This window comes from Bradyrhizobium sp., from assembly GCF_016219575.1.
Taxonomy (GTDB): domain Bacteria; phylum Pseudomonadota; class Alphaproteobacteria; order Rhizobiales; family Xanthobacteraceae; genus Bradyrhizobium.
Map to the genome: position 1 here is coordinate 1 of NZ_JACRMG010000007.1, position 19,653 is coordinate 19,653.

The window sequence follows — 19,653 nt, forward strand, 5'->3', positions numbered from 1 at the left end:
ACTGCCCAGGGCTGAGCATCCACATAGGTCGCTCCACCATACTTCAGCGTCGGCCCCGTTCCGCCCGCGACTGGATCGAAGGAATAGGTGCTGCCGTTCAAGACAAGCTTTGTCACACCGTTCGACTCGATCACAGTGCCCATCGGCGCAGGCACTCCGATCACGCCGTCATGGTTCAGGTCTTGCTGGAAACTGACCTCAATCGACTGCAATGCGCTACTGCTGGCAGAAGCGTTTGCCAGCGGCCTCGAAACAAAGTTGCCGTTGGTGTCAGTGTTCCAGATCGTATAGACGCTGCTAGCCGAATTGAACCAGGCTACCTGGTAACCGCTCGACGTCTGTTCCACGCCGATCACCGCCCAGGGCTGAGCATCCACATAGGTCGCTCCGCCGTACTTCAGCGTCGGCCCCGTTCCGCCCGCGACCGGATTGAAGTAGTAGGTGCTTACGGTCAGAACCAGCTTGGTCACGCCCAACGATTCGATTGTAACCGATGTCACCGGAGCCGTCTGCGCGCCGAGAATGACGCTGGCGCTGAGCGCGATGTTGCCCGTGAGGTCGATCGCAAAGTCGGCAACGCCATCGCCGTTGATGTCGCCCCGCAGCGTGGTGATGCCACTGCTGTAGGAATAGTTGAGCGCGTAGGCGCCGCCGTCGAAAGCCGAGGTGCCGAGGAAGCGGAACGAGCCCATCGCGGAAATGTCGATGAGGTCGCCCGAACTGAAGTCGGTGATGATGTCATGCTGGCCGCTGGCCGCCGAGCTGTGGCCGGAAGCGAATACAAATGTGTCGGCGCCGCCATTGCCCGTCATCGTGTCGCGGCCGGCGCCACCGGTGAGCCGGTTGGCGATCGCGTTGCCGACGAGGGTATCGGCGCCAGAGCCGCCGATCGCATTCTCGATCAGGGAACTCGTATTGCCGTTGAACAGATACGCATTGTAGACGTTGCCGGCCGCATAATGGCCGGCGCCGAGATAGGCGAGTTGCGCGGCCGAGGTGATGCTCGACGCACCCGGATTGAGGTTGATCGAAACCGCCGTCGTGTAGTTCGACAGGTCGTAGGTGTCGATGCCGTTGCCGTCCCAGATCGTCTCGAAAACGCGGTTCGCCGAGCCGCCCGCGCCGCCGCCAGGCGCCAGTTGGGCGACGCCGTTGATGAACATCTGTCCGGTCGTCGAACTCCAAGTATAGACCGTGTTGCTGCTCTGGGTGTTGTAGTTGGCGCCATAGAGCGTCTGCAGGGCGAGGATGTCGTTCGCCATGTAGGTCTGCGAGAAGCCGTAGGATTCGGCCGTGTACCCCGTGAGCGGCGCCCCCGCATAGCTGCGGTAGCTCATGATGGAGTATTCGGAGTTGTCGTGCGCGTACGGCACCGCGACGTTGGAGACGCCGCCGGTCTCCTGGCTGTGCTTGAGGCCGAGCGCGTGCCCTAGTTCGTGCAGCGCCGTGGCGAAGAAGTAGTTGCCCGACGCCGCCGCCGCGTAGTTGTAGGCAGTGCCGAACCAGATATCGCCGCCGGACGCGGAGCTCCACGGATAGTAGGCGTAGGAGGTCGGATTTGCCGCCGGCGACTGTGCGATCTGGAGGTCGGCGGTATTGGTGCCGGCATAGCTGATCGAAATGTTGGTGTAGCCCTTGATCAGCCCGACAGCGTAGTTGATCGCCGACTGCATCGCGGCCGGCGCCGACGAAAAGCCGGATACCGCGGGTTCATTGTCGGGGGAATAGCCGCTGGCCGGATAGTCGCTCGTCGAATCCGGAAAGCTGTAGGTGATCGAGCCGCTCCACTTGGTGCCGCCGAGCAGGCCATCGATTTCAGGATTGTTGGTTGCACTGACGCCGACAGCGGTAGCCACGTCCGATCTCCGGGATTCGTTTCCTTCAAATGACTAGCATTGCGGTTGGAATGCTAGATGCGCACACCATACATCCGGCTTAATTTCGACCGCGTCCGTGCAGGCTTGATAGCAACACTTTCTTAACCAGGATTTACTGCACAAAGAAGCCGGGGAACGAAACGCGGCACGGTCAAGAAAGAGGAAAAAGGTGAGGAAAACCCGCCGTTCCGGCGTACTATTGGCAATGCTGCCGGCTGCTGTGGTGCTGCTGCCGGTTCCTGACCGTATTTCTCCGGGAGAGGATACCCCGATGTACAGAAAAGCCAATGCGGGAGAGCCGTCTGCCGCCTCACCGGAACGCACCATGCCGCCCGCGCGGAACCCCAAAATCGCCGTGGCGGAGGAATACGAGATCGCGCGGCGCCGCGGCACGGCCGAGGCGCTCGAGCTCTTCATTGCCCGGCATCCGGACAGCAGCCTGGCCGAGCGGGCGCGCACCGAACTAAGGCAAATGAAGCGATAGGGTGCGGCGGCCAAGACCGGGCGCAGGCCAATTTCATGGATGTATGCGTCGCAGGGAGGCAGGCCCCCCTTCCCGGCATTTGGAAATGCTCAACAAATTGTTTAAGCACTAACTCACGCTTTTCGGCCGGCAAGAAAACGAGAGATTTCAATGCCCTTCCCGCGCGCTTCCCAGGCCCTCTCCCGCTTTACCGTGCTCGACCTCACCCGCGTCCGCTCCGGGCCGACCTGCGTGCGCCAGCTCGCCGATTGGGGCGCCAACGTCATCAAGGTTGACGCACTTCTGGAAGATGCCGCCGGCGAGCAGCCGGGCGGCCCGCGCCAGGGCTCGGACTTCCAGAACCTGCACCGCAACAAGCGGGCCATGACGCTGAACCTGAAAGATCCCAGGGGCCTCGAGGTGTTCATGCGGCTGGCGAAACAGGCCGACGTCATCGTCGAGAATTTCCGTCCCGACGTGAAGGCCAAGCTCGGCATCGACTATGAGAGCGTGCGCAAGGTCAATCCACGCATCGTGTATGGCAGCATTTCCGGCTTCGGCCAGGACGGCCCCTACCACAAGCGCCCGGGCTTCGATCAGATCGCCCAGGGCATGGGCGGGCTGATGTCGGTCACCGGCGCGCCGGGCGCCGGCCCGATGCGGGTCGGCATCCCCGTCGCCGACCTCACCGCGGGGCTCTTCTGCGCGCTCGGCATCCTCACCGCCCTGCTCGAGCGCGACGTCTCGGGCGAAGGCCAGTGGGTGCAGACCTCGCTGCTGCAGGCACAGATCTTCATGCTCGATTTCCAGGCCGCACGCTGGCTGATGGAAAAGGAAGTGGCAAAACAAGCCGGCAACAACCACCCGACATCGATCCCGACCGGCGTATTCAAGACTTCGGACGGCTATATCAACATCGCCACCACCGGCGGCCGCATCTGGGAGCGCTGCGCGCAGGCCATTGGCGCGCCCGAGCTGGTCACCAACCCCGATTACGCTACCGCCCCTGCGCGCTCGAAGAACCGCGACGCGCTCAATGCCGCGATCGAAAAGCTCACCGAGAAGAAGTCGACGGAAACCTGGGTGAAGGAATTGAACGCCGCCGGCGTGCCCTGCGGTCCCATATATTCCATCGACCAGATGTTCGATGATGCGCAGGTCAAGCACCTCGGCATGGCGCAGCATGTGCCCAACGACGAGAATCGCCACATCCAGCTCGTCGGCCAGCCCGTCACGCTGTCGCGCACGCCGAGCAGGATGGCCGTGCGCCCGCCGGAATTCGGCGAGCAGACCGACGAGGTGCTGGCCGAGTTCGGCTTTGCCAATGACGAGATCGCAGAGCTCAGGCAGCGCAAGGTAGTGTGAGGCATCGGCATGCAGGGAGCCGGCTATCTCGCGATCTGGAGCGACCTCACGCCCGAGGACGAGACCGACTGGGCGCACTGGATCACGCGCGAACACGCCGCCGAGCGTGTCGGCATCAATGGATTTCTGGCCTGCCGCATCTTCCGCGCGCTTGGCACGGCGGCAAACCGCTATTTCATCCTCTACGAGCTCGAAGATGAAAAAGTGGTCGGCGGCGCCGACTACCTGGCGCGGCTCAACGCGCCGACACCGTGGTCGCAACGCATCATGCCGCGGCTGGGCAACTTTGCGCGCGGCGGCGGCCGCATTGCCGCTTCCGCCGGTCTCGGTCAGGGTGGCATCGTGGCGCCGCTTCGCCTCGATGCCTCGCCGTCATGGGATGCAGCCACCGTCACCGCCGAGCTCGCGCGCCTCGACCGCATCATCGCCGCCCGGGTTCTCCTCACCGACATCGTAAAGACCTCGATTCCGACCAGCGAGAAAGGCATGCGCAGCAATGACGGCTCCTTTGCAGCCCTCGTGCTGATCGAAGGGCTGGATGAGGCCGCCGTCCGCAACGCACTGCATCATCTGCGCGCGCGATTGCCTGCCGAGCATCGCAACGCCGTCGACGCCCTGCCGCTCTACCGGCTCGCCTTCAGCCTGCCGAAACGGCTGCTGCCGGGCTGAGAGACCCGTAGGGCGGATTAGCCGAAGGCGTAATCCGCCGGTTGCAGCGGCGGATTACGCTGGCGCTAATCCGCCCTACGCTTGCTGCCAAGGATTTCCTCAACGATTTCAGCTTCATTTCCAATAATCAGAATTCCGCTTGACAGTTACGCAAATCAGAACTATGTTGGGTGCACCCTGAGCCCGCCTGAGGGGCGTTTCGCGATCGTCACGATACGTTGGGCACGGGATGCGATGGACGCTGCGGCGTCAGGCGAGCTTTGGTTCGCCGGACGAAAACGCGGCAGCGTACGGCGAAATCGTGTGGTCCTGGCGCCGCGACCCTGGCGTCTATCCTCGCCGGCCTGTGCTGGCGGGGCAACGGGGGCAAGACAGGCCGTTCCCCGGGGAGAGCGCGACATAAGCCGTAAAGCCATTGCGCGGGGAAGGCCGGGCTGTCCCGGCTGTACCTGTCAAATCCGTGTGCATTTTCTGTTGCACTCTTCGCACACGGTGATGCGGGCGCAGTCGGCGCCCGGCCTTCCCTGCGCCCTCTTTCCGAAAGAGGGCCAACGAAATGACAAACCCGGGCAAGGACGCGCCGCGGGAATGCGGATTCACGCCTTCGCCGGCCGCAGCGCACGCGTCACGCCGCTGAACAGGCGATCGATCACCGGCCAGAATAGCAGCACGATGGCGAGCGTCGTGATCGAGCCGACCAGGTAGTTCGACCAGAACACCTTCAGGTCGCCGCCGGCGCCGATCATCGAAAGGCGGAACGCATCCTCGGCGCGGTTGCCCAGCACCAGCGCCAGCGTGAACGGCGCCAGCGGAATGCCGATCTTCTTGAAGACGTAGCCGATCACGCCAAAGCCGAGCATCAGCCAGATGTCGAACATCGCGTTCTGGATCGCATAGGCCCCGATGGCGCAGGACACCACGATCATCGGCGCCACGGCGGCGAACGGCACGCGCAGGATCGAGGCGAAGATCGGCACGGTGGTGAGCACGAGCACGAGGCCGACGACGTTGCCGAGATACATCGAGGCGATCAGGCCCCAGACGAAGTCCTTGTGCTCGACGAACAGCAGCGGCCCCGGATTGAGGCCCCACACCATCAGGCCGCCGAGCAGGATCGCAGCCGTCCCGGAGCCGGGAATGCCGAGCGCCAGCATCGGCAACAGCGCCGCGGTGCCGGAGGCATGGGCGGCGGTTTCCGGCGCGAACACGCCCTCGATGCGGCCCTTGCCAAAACTGTCCTGGTCCTTGGCAAAGCGCTTGGCGAGATTGTAGCCCATGAAGCTCGCCGCGATCGCGCCGCCCGGCGTAATGCCGAGCCAGCAGCCGATGAAGGACGAGCGCAACAGGGTCACCCAGTATTTCGGCAGGTCTTTCCACACCGACAGCACCACGCGCAGCGAAATGCCGGCGGCATGCCCGCGCAGCGCCAGCCGCTCTTCCATGGTGAGCAGGATTTCGCTGATGCCGAACAGGCCGATCACCGCGACCAGGAAGTTGACGCCCCGGAGCAGTTCCGCCGAGCCGAAGGTCATGCGGAGATTGCCCGACACGGTGTCCATGCCGATGCCGGCGAGCAGGAGTCCGAGCGACATGGAGATGACCGTCTTGTGCTTGGCCTCGCGGCCGAGCCCGACGAAAGAGCAGAAGGTGAGAAGATAGACCGAGAAGAATTCCGGCGGGCCGAACTTGAGCGCAAAGGAGGAGATCATCGGCGCCAGGAAGGTGATCAGGAGCACCGCGACCAGCGAGCCGATGAAGGAGGAGGTGAACGCCGCGGTGAGCGCCTCCGCCGCCCTGCCCTGCTGCGCCATCGGATAGCCGTCGAAGGTGGTCGCCACCGACCAGGCTTCGCCGGGGATGTTGAACAGGATCGAGGTGATGGCCCCACCGAACAGCGCGCCCCAGTAGATGCAGGAGAGCATCACGATGGCCGATGTCGGATCCATGGTGAAGGTCAGCGGCAGCAGGATCGCCACGCCGTTGGGACCGCCAAGCCCCGGCAGCACGCCGACGAAAATGCCGAGCACGAGCCCGATCATCATCAGCACAAGCGTCTTCCAGGTCAGCAGCACGGCAAAGCCGTGCATCAGAAGGCCGAAGGCTTCCATGTCGCGCGCCCCGGCTCTAGCGGCCGAGGGCCGCTTCGAGCGGCCCCTTCGGCATGATGACGTCAAAGGCGACGTCGAAGGTGACGAACATCGCTGCGGTGAAGATGAAGGCGGTGAGCAACGACTTCCACCACGCGATCTTGCCGACAAAGTACATGAAGCCGGAGATCAGCAGGAAACTTGCCACATAGAGGCCGAGGAACTGGGTCGCTAGGACGAACAGCACGGTCGGCACGAACACGGCAAGCACGCGGCGGAGTTGCGCCTGCGTGACGAAGGTCTCACGCGCCTCCTTGCGCGACAGAAACGCCGCGACGAGGCCATAGAGGCTCGCGCCGGCGAGAATGATGGCGAGATAGAACGGGAAATAGCCGGGCTGCGGACCGGTGGATTCCCAGCCCGCGCCGGTGCGCCAGTTGTCCCAGCCGAGCGTCACAGCGAGCCCCAGCAGGAGAAGGCAGACGACGACGTCGACGGCGCGATTGCTGGTGACCGCAGGCGAGTTCGCCTCGGGCGCGGTCGGATCGTCGATGACGATTTCGATATCGGTGTTGGACATGGGAAGGGAACCCGGCTGGCGATGATCGCAAACCGGGATACGTGCCGATGTGGCCCCCGTCAATGACCGGCGGCGCGCTCGGGGAATGCGCTCGCAAGTGCAGCACGGTCCGCGCGCAGCACGCCGCGCTCGGTGATCAGCCCCGTCACCAGCCGCGCCGGCGTGACGTCGAAGGCGTAGTTGGCCGCTTGCGAGCCCTCGGGAACTACGCGCACGGTCTCGATGCGGCCGTCGCGGGTGCGGCCGGTCATCTCCGTGACTTCGCTGGCCTCGCGCTGCTCGATCGGGATTTCCGCAATCCCGTCATTGATACGAAAGTCGATGGTCGGCGACGGCAGCGCAACATAGAATGGCACGCCGTTGTCATGCGCGGCGAGCGCCTTCAGGTAGGTGCCGATCTTGTTGCAGACGTCGCCATTGGCGGCGACGCGGTCGGTGCCGACGATGGCGAGATCGACCATGCGGTGCTGCATCAGATGCCCGCCGGTGTTGTCGACAATCACCGTGTGCGGTACGCCGTGATGGCCGAGCTCCCAGGCGGTCAGCGAAGCGCCCTGGTTGCGCGGGCGGGTCTCGTCGACCCAGACGTGGACGGGGATGCCGCGGTCGTGGGCCTGGTAGATCGGCGAAGTCGCGGTTCCCCAGTCCACGGTGGCAAGCCAGCCGGCGTTGCAATGGGTCAGCACGTTGACCGCCTCGCCGGGCTTCTTGAAAGCGGCGATCTTCTCGATCAGGGCGAGGCCGTTCCTGCCGATCTCGCGATTGATGGCCACATCCTCTTCCGCGATCTCGGCGGCCCGCGCATAGGCTGCCTGCGCTCGCGACGACGGCGGCAACGGCCGCAGCGTGCGCATCATCTCGTCAAGCGCCCATTTCAGGTTGATCGCCGTGGGGCGCGAATTCACCAGAAGCTCGTAGGCACGGTCGAGATTGGCGTCGGAACGGTCGTCGCGCATGGCGAGCGCCATGCCAAAAGCGGCGGTGGCGCCGATAAGCGGGGCGCCGCGCACCAGCATGGTGCGGATCGCATCGGCCGCGGCAGCCGCGTTCTCGATTCCGACGACGACGAATTCATGCGGCAAACGGCGCTGGTCGATCGCGCTCACGGACCAGCCGTCGGGCTTGAGCCAGATGCTGCGAAAATGCTTGCCGTCGACCTTCACGACCGAAGCACCCTCCCCGCCACGGCATCGAGCTTCTTGAGCAGCGCGGGATCGCGCGCCTCCGGCGCGGTGATCAGCGCGGTCTCCAGGGCGCGATCGGAACCGAGCGGGCACGGCTCGTGTTCCCGCGGGAAATCCCGCGCCAGCCGCGACACCAGCGCCTTCGCCTTGTCGGCGTTGGAATTGAGCATGCGGATAATGTCCTGCACGGTGACCGCGTCATGATGGGGATGCCAGCAATCGAAATCGGTGACCATAGCGACGCTGGCGTAGCAAATCTCAGCCTCGCGGGCGAGTTTGGCCTCGGGCATATTGGTCATGCCGATCACGGAATAGCCGGCTGCCTTGTAGGTCAGGCTTTCGGCGAGGCTGGAGAATTGCGGACCTTCCATGCAGACATAGGTGCCGCCATCGACGGCGTCGATGCCTTCGGCTTTCGCGGCAGCGGCGAGATGCTCGCGCAGGCGCGGCGAGACCGGATTGGCCATCGAGACATGGGCGACGCAGCCCTTGCCGAAGAAAGAGCTTTCACGCCTGTAGGTACGGTCGACGAACTGATCCACCAGCACGAAGCATCCGGGCGGCAGTTCCTCCTTGAAGGAGCCGCAAGCCGACAGCGCAACGAGGTCGGTGACCCCCGCCCGCTTCAGCGCGTCGATATTGGCGCGGTAGTTGATGTCGGAGGGCGACAGCACATGACCCTTGCCATGGCGCGGCAGAAAGACAATCGGCAAGCCCCCGAGCGTGCCGCGCCGGAGCGGCGCCGACGGCTCGCCCCAGGGGCTTGCAACTGTCTCGTCGCGGACGTTTTCCAGGCCCGGCAGGTCATAGATGCCGGACCCGCCGATAATGCCGAGCACGGCGCGGGTCATGACTGCTCCAGATCAATCGTGTCGGGGGAAAGTTCGACTATACTGCGGCGCAATAATCAACCCTTGTTATCCGGCACGAAGCACGTTGATATGCCGGCCATGAAAGATCGCAACAAGCGCCAATCCATCATCGATGCCTGCCTGCGCATGAACGCGCTGGGCATCAACCAGGGCACCTCGGGCAATATCAGCATCCGCCATGGCGATGGCCTGCTGATTACGCCGACCGGCACGCCTTACGAGACGATGCGGCCCGAGCAGATCGTCCAGATGGGCCTCGACGGCTCGCACGATCCGGCGCAGCGGCCGTCGAGCGAATGGCGGTTTCACCGCGATATCCTGAAGGCGCGGCCCGACGTGGAGGCCGTGGTGCATGCCCACCCCACCTACTGCACCGCGCTTGCGATCATGGGCATGGAAATTCCTCCGGTACACTACATGATTGCCTGCGCCGGCGGCGATACCGTCCGCTGCGCGCCCTACGCGACGTTCGGTACCCAGGAATTGTCCGATCATGCAGTACGTGCGCTGGAAGGCAGGTTCGCCTGCCTGCTCGCGCAGCACGGCATGATCGCGGTCGGGCCGTCGCTGGCGAAGGCAATGTGGCTGGCCGTGGAGGTCGAGACGCTGGCGCGGCAATATCACGCGTCCCTCCAGATCGGGAAACCGCCGCTGCTGTCGAAGGAGGAGATCGAGAAGGTGCGAGTCCGCATGGCGGGGTACGGCCACGCGGACAGGTGAATGAAGGCCTGCGCTACCGGCGTTACTTGGCGATGAAACCGGCCTGATTCATCAGAGACGCATTGAGCTTGTCGTCTTCCTCGAGGAACTGGACCATGTCCTTTCCGGTGAGGAAGATCGGCTTCAGCGCCTGCTTCTCCATGTAGTCCTTGTATTCGGGGGTCTGCGTCACCTTCTGGAACAGGTCGACATAGAACGCCTGCTGGTCCGGCGTGACCTTGCCGGGCAGGAACATGGCGCGCAGCATCAGATACTGCACGTCGAGGCCTTCTTCCTTGCAGGTCGGGATGTCGCTCCAGGACTGCGTTTCCGTAACCTTGGTCTTGTAGGCGATGCGCTCCTTGTCGAACACGCAGAGCGCGCGAACCTGGCCCGCGCGCCAGACTTCGAGGTTTTCGGAGGGGTTGTTGACGTTGGCCTCCGTGTGCCCGCCGACCAGCTGCGTCGCCGCCTCACCGCCGGACTTGTAAGGCAGATAGGAGAATTTGGCTCCGGTCTTCTGCTCCATGAAAACAGTGAGCACGTGATCCTCGCGCTTGGAGCCGGTGCCGCCCATCTTGAAGGGCGAGCTTGCGGCCTTCGCGGCGGCGATGAAGTCCTTCACGGTCTTCGGCCCCGACGCGTTGTCCCACAGCACGAACTGGTCCAGCGCGATGACAGACACCGGCGTGAGGTCGCGCCAGTTGAACGGAATCTTCGCCGACAGCGGCAACATGTAGATCAGCGAATAGGCAATCAGCACCTTGTTGGCATCGCCGTCGCTGGACTTCATGTACATCAGCGCTTCCGCACCCGATGCGCCGCCCTTCAGCGACACCACCATCGGCTGCTTCATCAAATTGTTCTTCTGGATCGCGGCCTGCATCATCCGCGCCATCTGGTCCGACGCCCCGCCGGCGCCGGCGGCGACGACGATCTCGACGGGTTTGGTCGGCTCCCAGGCGGCCGATGCCGGAGCGACTGCGATGACGGCGGCAAAGGCGGCCGCGGCTTTGAGGACATGTCTCACGCGTCTCTTCCCTGTATTCTTGTTCTAGCTGAGGAAAAGTGCCCAGCATGAGGATCCATTGTGCGCAGTCATCCGCGCAAGTTCAAGACGAGCTGTCGTCGCAGCCATATGATTTTCGCATGATTCGATCGGCCGGGTCACCGAACCGGCGCCAGCTACTTGCCCTTCCAGTTCGGCGTCCGCTTGCTCAGGAAGGCGTCCATGCCTTCGCGGAAATCCTCGCTCATATAGGCCTTGAGGATCAGGTCTTCGCCCTCGTCGCGCGACAGCGTGCGGCGGATGCGGCGCACCGCTTCCTTGGTGACCTCCAGTGTGATCGGCGCGTGGCTCGCGACGAGCCTGGCGGTTTCGTCCGCCCGGCGCTGCAGCACCATGACGTCAGGCACGATTTCGTTGAGCAAGCCAAGCGCAAGCGCTTCCTGTGCTTCAACAAGCCGCGCCTTGAAGATCAGATCCTTGGTGCGCGCGGGACCGACCAGCGAGACCAGGCGGGAGATGTTCGACATCGACAGGCAATTGCCGAGCGTGCGCGCGATCGGAAAGCCGATGCGCGTTGACTCGGTGCCGATGCGGATGTCGCAGCAGGCCGCAATTCCCGCGCCGCCGCCGGTGCAAGCGCCGGCGATCGCCGCAATAACGGGTACCCGGCAGGATTCCAGCGTGCCGAGCACGCGGTCGATCCGCGCTTCATAATCGAGCGCGTCCTGCGCGGTCTTGAACGCGCGGAATTGCGAGATGTCGGTGCCGGAAGCGAATGCCTTGTCGCCCGAACCGGTAAGGATCAGCGCCTTGATCGAGCGGTCCTGATTGATGGACTCGCAGATGGAGGCCATCTGTTCGTACATCGCAAAGGTCAGCGCATTGCGCGCCTGCGGACGGTTGAAGGTGATCCGGGCGATGCCGTCCTCGACGGAATAGATCAGGTCTTCGGTGGCAGTGACCGGCGCATTCATCCTGGCTCTTTCTCTTTTCTCGCGTGGACCGATGCCGCCTCAGGCGACCGCCGCCTTCGGCATTGGCACCACGTCGCGTCCCTTCAGCACGTCCATCGCCGCCAGGACACCGCCGCTGCGATGCGGAACCTCGGCGAGGTCGAGACCCATCTCGACGCCCGACAGCGTGCCCATCAGCATGAGGTCGTTGAAATGACCGATATGGCCGATGCGGAACAGCTTGCCCTTGACCTTGTTGAGGCCGGTGCCGAGCGACATGTCGAAATTCTCTAGCACCACCTTGCGGAAGGCGTCGGCGTCATGGCCCTCGGGCATCCGTACGCCGGTCAGTGCCGGCGAATGTGCATTCGGATCGAGGCACTGCGTCTCCAACCCCCACACCTTGATCGCAGCACGTGTGGCGGCGCTATGGCGCTTGTGGCGGGCGAACACGTTCTCGAGACCTTCTTCCTCGAGCATCCTGACCGCTTCGCGCAGGCCAAACAGCAGATTGGTCGCCGGCGTATAGGGCCAGGTGCCGGCCTTGTTGATGTTGATGACCTCCTGCCAGTCCCAATAGGACCGCATCGCCGTGTTGGTCCTGGCCACCGCAAGCGCCTTTTCCGAGACCGCGTTGAAGCCGAGACCCGGAGGCAGCATCAGGCCCTTCTGCGAGCCCGCCACCGACACATCGATGCCCCAGGCGTCGTGCTCATATTCGAGCGAGCCGAGGCCGGAGATGGTGTCGACCATCAAGAGCGCCGGATGCTTGAGCGCATCCATGATCTTGCGAACTTCGCGCGGGTCGGTGACGCAGGCGGTCGAGGTCTCGTTATGGACCACGCAGACCGCCTTGATCTTGTGCCCCTTGTCGGCCGACAGCCGCGCCTCGATCTGGGTGAGGTCGGCCCCATGACGCCAATCGCCCGGGATGAAGTCGACGTCCAGCTTGAACTTGTCGGCGATACCGCGCCACAGCACGGCAAACTGGCCGGTCTCGGCCATCAGCACCTTGTCGCCGGGGGCGAGCGTATTGACGATCGCGGCTTCCCAGGCGCCGGTTCCCGAGGACGGATAGATGATCACGGGCTGCTTGGTGCGGAACACCCGCTGCATGGCCGCCATGACGGCAAAACCGATCTCGGCGAATTCCGGACCGCGATGGTCCATGGTCGGCATATCCATGGCGCGCAGCACCCGGTCCGGCACATTGGTCGGTCCCGGAATCTGCAGAAAATGCCTTCCAGTATGCACGGTCATGGGCGTCCTTCCCGGTCTTGCCTTGTCTTCCCTTGGCTTTGCGAGCCGCTCGAATACCACTATTCGGCGGACTTGTCCCACGCCTGGTGGGGGCTGCCATTGCGCAATGGGCAGGGCTTCGCCTTGCCAAGCCGAGGGCAGGAAGGCAAGACAGTTCAAGGACATCGGGCGAGACCATCCATGGCGGCAACGAAGGCCGGAAAGTCGCGAAATTCGGCGGAAAACAGCGCGCTTGCCGCGCGGCTTTCGCGTGAAATCACGGGCGATATCCTGTTCGACGCCTTCAGTCGCGGCCGCTATGCCACTGACGCCTCCTTCTACCAGATCGTGCCGGCCGGGGTCGTGGTGCCCCGCAGCATGGACGAGGCGCTCAAGGCGCTCGCCATCTGCCGGGACGACGGCCGAATCGTCACCCCGCGCGGCGGCGGTACCTCGCAATGCGGCCAGACCATCAATGAGGGCATCGTTGTCGATTTCTCAAAGCACCTGAACCGACTCGTCTCGCTCGATGTGGAAAGCCGAACCTGCGTGGTCCAACCCGGCATCGTGCTCGACGACCTCAACCGGCAACTGAAAAAGCACGGGTTGTGGTTTCCGGTCGACGTCTCCACCGCCTCCCGCGCCACCATCGGCGGCATGGCTGGCAACAATTCCTGCGGCGGCCGCTCGCTGCGCTACGGGACCATGCGCGACAATACGTTGTCGATGGATGCGGCGCTGGCCGACGGAACATTGCTGCATTTCGGTGAGGTGCCGCGCGATCTCGCGCGGGCGAATTCGCCGGACAGCGGGCTTTCGCTGTTCCGCGACATGCTCGATCTCGGCGAGCGCGAGGCAGACGAAATCGCCGCGCGCTTCCCGAAAGTGCAGCGCCGGGTCGGCGGTTACAATCTCGATGCGCTGGTGCCGCGCAACGCGCCTAACAACCTGGCGCACCTGCTGGTCGGCTCCGAAGGCACCCTCGCCTTCACGACGCAGGTCGAACTGAAGCTGTGGCCGGCGATCCGCAACAAGGTGCTCGGCGTCTGCCATTTCGGCGGCTTTTACGAAGCGATGGATGCAGCCCAGCACCTGGTCAAGCTGCGGCCCATCGCGGTCGAACTGGTCGATCGCACCATGATCGCGCTCGGGCGCGACATCGCGATGTTCAGGCCGGTGATCGATGCGACCGTGCGCGGCGATCCCGACGCGCTACTGATCGTGGAATTCGCCGAAGAGAACCACGTCGACAATCTGCAGAAATTGAAACACCTGTCCGAATTGATGTCGGACCTCGGATTCGACTGGAACCGCCCCCAGCGCAAATGGGGTGGCGTAGTCGATGTCGTCGAACCGGAGACACAGACGGCAATCGCGGATTTCCGCACGTCCGGTCTCAACGTCATGATGTCGATGAAGCAGGAAGGAAAGCCGGTCTCCTTCGTCGAGGACTGCGCGGTGCCGCTGCCGCATCTCGCCGACTACACCGAGCGGCTGAACGCCATCTTTGCCAAGCATGGCACCCGCGGCACCATGTATGCGCACGCCTCCGAAGGCTGCCTGCATGTACGCCCTGTGCTGAACCTGAAGCTTGAAAAGGACGTCAAGGCGATGCGCGCCATTGCGGAGGAAGCCTTCTCCATGGTGCGGGAATACAAGGGATCGCATTCCGGCGAGCATGGCGACGGCCTCGTGCGCTCTGAATTCCACGAAAGCATGTTCGGCGAACGCATCATCGCCGATTTCAAGGAGGTGAAGCAGCGCTTCGATCCGGGTCAGACGCTCAATCCCGGCAAGATCGTCGATCCGCCGAAAATGGATGATCGCTCGCTGTTCCGCTATTCGCCGGACTATCGCGTCGGCGAGCTGAAAACTGCGCTTGACTGGTCGGCGTATCCCGGGGCCGGAGGCGGCTTCCAAGGCGCCATCGAAATGTGCAACAACAACGGCGCCTGCCGCAAGCTCGAAGGCGGCGTGATGTGCCCGTCCTACCGCGCCACCCGCAACGAAAAGGACGTCACGCGCGGCCGTGCCAACACGCTGCGGCTTGCGATCTCCGGCCAGCTTGGCCCCGCCGCGCTGTCGTCCGACGAAATGATGGAGACACTGAAACTTTGCGTCTCCTGCAAGGCCTGCCGGCATGAATGCCCTGTTGGCGTCGACATGGCCAAGATGAAGATCGAGGTGCTGGCGGCGCGGGCGGCAAGACACGGGCTTTCGTTGCGAGACCGGCTGGTCGGGTACCTGCCGCGCTATGCCGGGCTTGCCTCGCGCTTTGCGCCGATTGCGAACTGGCGCAACCGCAGTCCGTTGCTGCGAATCCTGTTCGAGAAGTTTGCCGGTATCAGCGCCAGGCGCGCCTTGCCCGCCTTCCGCCGCGACGTGTTCGCGCCCGACGCCGAAGTTTTCGGTCCCGCCGATGGACGCGAAGTCGTACTGTTTGCCGATACCTTCAATCGCACTTACGAGCGAGAGAACCTCGACGCCGCATTGCGGGTGCTGGTGGAGGCCGGCTACCGCATCCACATTCCACAGCCCGCCGATGGGAGACGGCCCTTGTGTTGCGGACGCACGTTCCTGTCCGCCGGCCTCGTCGATCAGGCGCGTGAGGAACTGGCCCGTCTCGTTGCGACCTACTCCCCGTTCGCCGCGCGCGGTGTGCCGATCATCGGGCTGGAGCCGAGTTGCCTGCTCACCCTGCGCGATGAATTGCTGTCGCTACGATCCGACAATGACGCCAGGGCGATCAGCGCGCACGCACTGCTGTTCGAGGAATTCCTGGTGCGCGAGGCCGAGGCCGGACGGCTGAAACTGCCGCTCGGTGCGATCGCAGGCCAAGCGCTGGTGCACGGCCACTGCCACCAAAAATCGTTCGGTGCGTTCAAGCCGGTGGAGAAGGCGCTGCGGCTGATACCGGAATTGAAGGTCGAGGTGATCGAGTCCAGTTGCTGCGGCATGGCCGGCGCCTTCGGCTACGGCGCGGACACTTATCAGGCCTCGATGGAAATGGCCGAACTGTCGCTACTGCCGGCCGTGCGCCGCGCCGACACCGACACCATCGTCGTCGCCGACGGCACCTCCTGCCGCCAACAGATCAAGGATGGCGCCGCGCGCGAAGCGATCCATGTCGCCCGCGTGCTGGGGATGAGCCTCGACAAAATGAAATCAACATCTGCCAATACGAAGGAATAATTTCATGGCCGAACTGACCCTCGAAGTCGCCCGCAAGATCCTCGATGCCGCCCTGGCAAAAGGCGTCGAGAAGAAACTGAAGCCGCTGGTGATCACGATCCTGGATGCGCGCGGCGCCGTGAAGGTCACCGCCGCGCAGGACGGCACCAGCCTGATGCGGGCCGAGATCGCGCATGGCAAGGCCTATGGCGCGCTGGCGCTCGGCATGGGTTCACGGGCGCTGTTCCAGCGCGCGCAGGAACAGGCCTACTTCGTCAGTGCAGTGAATGCGCTTGCGCAAGGCCGGCTGGTCCCGGTCCCGGGCGGCGTGCTGATCCAGGACGGCACCAAACTGCTCGGCGCCGTCGGCGTCAGCGGTGACACGTCAGATAATGACGAGATCTGCGCTGTCGCCGGCATCGAGGCGGCCGGACTGAAGGCGAACGCCGGCTAGCCATTTGCCCGGCCGGGCCGGCTTGCGCTTTTCGCCGAAAGCCTTCAGGCCTTCCTTGACGTCTTCGGTCATCACAAGCCCCGCAATCTGGTCTAGCTGTTGCGCGCAGGCGCTGCGACCTTTTTGACCCAGACCTTGTTGTCGTGGAAGGGTGCACCGCCGATCGGCGCCACCACATCCGCTCCTGTCAGCGTGTTGATGCCGCGGCCGCCGATATGGGACTTGTTGGGATGGATCGACTCGGCGATCAGGACGCCGCGGCGCAGGCCATCGAACAGTCTCGCCGTCAGCTTGGTTTCGCCGCGCGTGTTGCCAAGCGTCACGGCATCGCCATCGGCAATCGACAACGCCGCTGCATCGTCGGGATGGATCATCACGCTCGGGGCGCCTTCGCGGGCCTGCGAGCCCGGTGTCTCGTTGAAGCTGGTGTTGAGGTAGCTGCGCGATGGCGAGGTGGCGAGCCGGAACGGATGCTGTTCGTCCGCCTCCTCGATGACGGCCCAGTGGTCCGGCAGCACTGGCATCTGCTCCCAAGGGCCCTTGCCAGGAATACCGATGGGCGGATGCGCCCAATCGGCCTTGAAGTGGAACTTCTTGTCGGCATGCGCAAAGCCGTCGAGATAATGCGAGGTACGGAAATCCGGCTGGATGTCGCGCCAGAGGTCGGCCTCCAGGGTTGCGATGTCGCCATGGCCGCTTTTCTTCAGCGTGGCGTCGATCAACTCGCGTGGCGTCATCTGGAAGGCAGGATGCACCGCGTCGAGCCGCCTGCCGAGCCCCTGCAACACTTCGTGGTTGGTTCGACATTCGCCTGGCGGGTCGATCAGCTTGGGCCCGACGGAGATGTGCTGGTGACCGCCGCCGTAATAGAGATCGTCATGCTCGAGGAACATGGTGGCCGGAAGCACGATGTCGGCCATCGCCGCCGTTTCGGTCATGAACTGCTCATGCACCGCGACGAACAGGTCTTCGCGCGCAAAGCCCTGGCGAACAAGGTTCTGCTCCGGCGCCACCGTCATCGGGTTGGTGTTCTGGATCAGCATCGCTTTGACCGGCCCCTTGCCCTGCAGCGCTTCAGCGTCGCCGGTAAGGATGCGTCCTATCCTGGATTGATCGAGCGCCCGCGTGGAGCGGTCGATGGCCTCGTGCGCCTCGATCATGGACTCGTTAAACTGCCAAATCGAATAGTTGTTGTGGAACGCGCCGCCGCCCTCATATTGCCAGGCGCCGGTCACCGCCGGAATGCACAGAGCGGCATGCATCTGCGCCGCGCCATTGCGGCTGCGGGTGAAGCCGTAGCCGAGACGGAAGAACGTGCGCCTGGTCTGGCCGACCGCGCGGGCAAACGCCTCGATCTCCCCCACCGGCACGCCTGAGATCGCCGACGCCCACTCCGGCGTCCGTGTCTTCAGATGCGCTTCCAGCTCGTCGGGGCAATCGGCGTAGCGCGCCATGTAGTCGCGATCGGCAAAGCCTTCGCGAAACAGCACATGCATGACACCGCAAGCGAAGGCGCCGTCGGTGCCGGGTCGCAGGATGATCTTGATGTCAGCCTGCTTCATGGTGTCGTTGTTGTAGATATCGATCGCCGCGATCTTCGCGCCGCGCTCCTTGCGCGCACGCATCGCGTGGGTCATGACATTGACCTGGGTGTTGACGGGGTTGGTGCCCCAGATCACGACCAGGTCGGAGACACCCATCTCGCGGGGATCGACGCCGGCGATCTTGCCGGTGCCGACGGAGAATCCGCTGCGCGCGGTACTGACGCAGATCGTCGAGTAGAAACGGGAGTACTTCTTCACATGGGTGAGGCGATTGATGCCGTCGCGCATCACCAGACCCATGGTGCCTGCGTAATAGTACGGCCAGACCGACTCGGCGCCGAACTCGCGCTCCGCCTTCAAGAAGCGATCGGCAATCTCATCCAGCGCTTCATCCCAGGAGATGCGCGCGAACTGGCCGGAACCCTTTTGGCCGGTTCGGCGCATGGGATAGAGCAACCGGTCCGGATGATGGATGCGCTCGGCGTAGCGCGCGACCTTGGCGCAGACGACGCCCGCCGTATAGGTCTGGATTTTCGAGCCGCGGACCCGGCCGATGGAGCGGCCGTCGATCACCTCGACATCGAGCGCGCAGGCCGACGGGCAATCATGCGGACAGGTGGAATGGCGGATGTCGATCTTGGCATGCTGGTTCATGGGACGAGAAGTAGCATCAAATCCTTGCGCAGCCGAGTGGGTCTTGCCGAGCAAATTGGCGCACAGCCTATGCGTCAGGCGCCGAAATAGGCCCCGCCATTGGCGTGGATCGCCTGCCCGTTGATGTAACGCGCGGCGGGACCGCAGAGGAAGCGTACCATGGCGGCGACGTCCTCAGGCCGCCCCTTTTCGCCGGTTAATGTATGGTGCGTCGCATGATGCGAGGGTTCCGGCTTGTCCTTGGGCCGCGGCGTGCCGATCAGGCCGGGAACGACGCAGTTTACGGTGATTCCATCGCCAGCCAGATCATGGGCAAGTGCGCGGGTGAAGCCGACGATGCCGGCCTTGGCTGTCACTACATGAGCCCGATTCGCCGCACCCGTATGCGCGCTCAGGCCGCCGATATTGACGATGGTGCCCGCGCCCGACTGGCGGAGCGCCGGAAGGCAGGCCTTCACGCAATGGAAGGCGCCATCGAGCGTCACGTCGAGGATCTCGCGCCAGCTCGCATAATCCATCTCGGCGAACGGCTTCTCACGACGCAGCGCGGCGTTGTTGACGAGGATGTCGATGCCGCCGAATGTCCTGACGGCTTGACCGGCCATCGCCTGCACGGCCTTGGCATCGGCGACATCTCCGATATGGGCGGTTGCCCTGCCCCCGGACGATTCGATTTCGCGCACGACGGCTTCGGCTTCAGTCCGGTTGCTGCGCGCGTTCACCAGAACAGCCGCACCGCCTTCGGCCAGGGCCAGCGCGATGGCCCGCCCAATGTTGCGACCCGCGCCGGTGACGATGGCAACCTTATCAGCGAGTTCCTGTGCCATGTCCAC

Annotated in this window: 16 protein-coding genes and 1 pseudogene; 6 read left to right on the forward strand and 11 right to left on the reverse strand. The window is 63.9% G+C overall.

What is annotated here, in order from left to right; all coding sequences use genetic code 11:
• Positions 1 to 1,856: M10 family metallopeptidase C-terminal domain-containing protein (locus HZB49_RS04225; protein ID WP_291609251.1), on the reverse strand; the 1,856-nt coding region annotated here is incomplete at its 3' end.
• Between the two features lie 190 nt (positions 1,857 to 2,046).
• On the opposite strand from HZB49_RS04225, the gene HZB49_RS04230 reads away from it, so the two are divergent.
• From HZB49_RS04230 to HZB49_RS04240, 3 genes are all read left to right on the forward strand, one after another.
• Positions 2,047 to 2,361 (forward strand): hypothetical protein, encoded by a 315-nt coding sequence (locus tag HZB49_RS04230; RefSeq protein ID WP_291609252.1) that lies wholly within the window; start codon positions 2,047 to 2,049, stop codon positions 2,359 to 2,361.
• Between the two features lie 150 nt (positions 2,362 to 2,511).
• Positions 2,512 to 3,705, forward strand: coding sequence for a CoA transferase (locus HZB49_RS04235; RefSeq protein WP_291609253.1), 1,194 nt, complete (start codon positions 2,512 to 2,514; stop codon positions 3,703 to 3,705).
• A 9-nt stretch (positions 3,706 to 3,714) separates the two neighbouring features.
• On the forward strand, positions 3,715 to 4,374 hold the full coding sequence (locus HZB49_RS04240) for a hypothetical protein (protein WP_291609254.1): 660 nt from the start codon (positions 3,715 to 3,717) through the stop codon (positions 4,372 to 4,374).
• Positions 4,375 to 4,970: 596 nt separating this feature from the next.
• Here HZB49_RS04240 and HZB49_RS04245 read toward each other — a convergent pair.
• The 4 genes from HZB49_RS04245 to HZB49_RS04260 are packed head-to-tail and all read right to left on the reverse strand — an operon-like array spanning position 4,971 to position 9,076.
• Positions 4,971 to 6,482, reverse strand: a complete 1,512-nt coding sequence (locus HZB49_RS04245; RefSeq protein WP_291609255.1) for a tripartite tricarboxylate transporter permease — start codon at positions 6,480 to 6,482, stop codon at positions 4,971 to 4,973.
• A 16-nt stretch (positions 6,483 to 6,498) separates the two neighbouring features.
• A complete protein-coding gene (locus HZB49_RS04250) occupies positions 6,499 to 7,041 on the reverse strand; it encodes a tripartite tricarboxylate transporter TctB family protein (protein WP_291609256.1) in 543 nt (180 codons plus the stop codon).
• A gap of 59 nt (positions 7,042 to 7,100) precedes the next feature.
• Complete coding sequence (mtnA, locus tag HZB49_RS04255; RefSeq protein WP_291609257.1) at positions 7,101 to 8,204, reverse strand: S-methyl-5-thioribose-1-phosphate isomerase; 1,104 nt, start codon at positions 8,202 to 8,204, stop codon at positions 7,101 to 7,103.
• The gene (locus HZB49_RS04260; RefSeq protein ID WP_291609258.1) at positions 8,201 to 9,076 is read right to left on the reverse strand and encodes an S-methyl-5'-thioadenosine phosphorylase; all 876 of its coding nucleotides are present in this window, start codon (positions 9,074 to 9,076) and stop codon (positions 8,201 to 8,203) included. The genes mtnA and HZB49_RS04260 overlap by 4 nt, the downstream gene beginning before the upstream one ends.
• Positions 9,077 to 9,175: 99 nt before the next feature.
• On the opposite strand from HZB49_RS04260, the gene HZB49_RS04265 reads away from it, so the two are divergent.
• Complete coding sequence (locus HZB49_RS04265; protein WP_291609259.1) at positions 9,176 to 9,817, forward strand: class II aldolase/adducin family protein; 642 nt, start codon at positions 9,176 to 9,178, stop codon at positions 9,815 to 9,817.
• Between the two features lie 22 nt (positions 9,818 to 9,839).
• Here the strand turns inward: HZB49_RS04265 and HZB49_RS04270 are convergent, their stop codons facing one another.
• From HZB49_RS04270 to HZB49_RS04280, 3 genes are all read right to left on the reverse strand, one after another.
• The gene (locus HZB49_RS04270; protein WP_291609260.1) at positions 9,840 to 10,826 is read right to left on the reverse strand and encodes a tripartite tricarboxylate transporter substrate-binding protein; all 987 of its coding nucleotides are present in this window, start codon (positions 10,824 to 10,826) and stop codon (positions 9,840 to 9,842) included.
• Positions 10,827 to 10,981: 155 nt separating this feature from the next.
• Positions 10,982 to 11,779, reverse strand: coding sequence for an enoyl-CoA hydratase/isomerase family protein (locus HZB49_RS04275; RefSeq protein ID WP_291609261.1), 798 nt, complete (start codon positions 11,777 to 11,779; stop codon positions 10,982 to 10,984).
• 39 nt (positions 11,780 to 11,818) lie between these two features.
• Positions 11,819 to 13,018, reverse strand: coding sequence for an aminotransferase class V-fold PLP-dependent enzyme (locus HZB49_RS04280; RefSeq protein ID WP_291609262.1), 1,200 nt, complete (start codon positions 13,016 to 13,018; stop codon positions 11,819 to 11,821).
• A gap of 180 nt (positions 13,019 to 13,198) precedes the next feature.
• On the opposite strand from HZB49_RS04280, the gene HZB49_RS04285 reads away from it, so the two are divergent.
• On the forward strand, positions 13,199 to 16,189 hold the full coding sequence (locus HZB49_RS04285; protein WP_291609263.1) for an FAD-binding and (Fe-S)-binding domain-containing protein: 2,991 nt from the start codon (positions 13,199 to 13,201) through the stop codon (positions 16,187 to 16,189).
• Positions 16,190 to 16,193: 4 nt separating this feature from the next.
• Positions 16,194 to 16,622: a heme-binding protein gene (locus HZB49_RS04290; RefSeq protein WP_291609264.1), complete on the forward strand. Its 429-nt coding sequence runs from the start codon at positions 16,194 to 16,196 to the stop codon at positions 16,620 to 16,622.
• Between the two features lie 3 nt (positions 16,623 to 16,625).
• Here the strand turns inward: HZB49_RS04290 and HZB49_RS04295 are convergent.
• The 3 genes and pseudogenes from HZB49_RS04295 to fabG all read right to left on the reverse strand — a co-directional run.
• A pseudogene (locus tag HZB49_RS04295) lies at positions 16,626 to 16,712 on the reverse strand (enoyl-CoA hydratase/isomerase family protein); the annotation flags it as partial.
• Between the two features lie 2 nt (positions 16,713 to 16,714).
• Positions 16,715 to 18,820, reverse strand: coding sequence for a molybdopterin oxidoreductase family protein (locus HZB49_RS04300; RefSeq protein WP_291609265.1), 2,106 nt, complete (start codon positions 18,818 to 18,820; stop codon positions 16,715 to 16,717).
• 74 nt (positions 18,821 to 18,894) lie between these two features.
• Positions 18,895 to 19,647, reverse strand: a complete 753-nt coding sequence (gene fabG / locus HZB49_RS04305; protein ID WP_291609266.1) for a 3-oxoacyl-ACP reductase FabG — start codon at positions 19,645 to 19,647, stop codon at positions 18,895 to 18,897.
• Between the last annotated feature and the right edge of the window lie 6 nt (positions 19,648 to 19,653).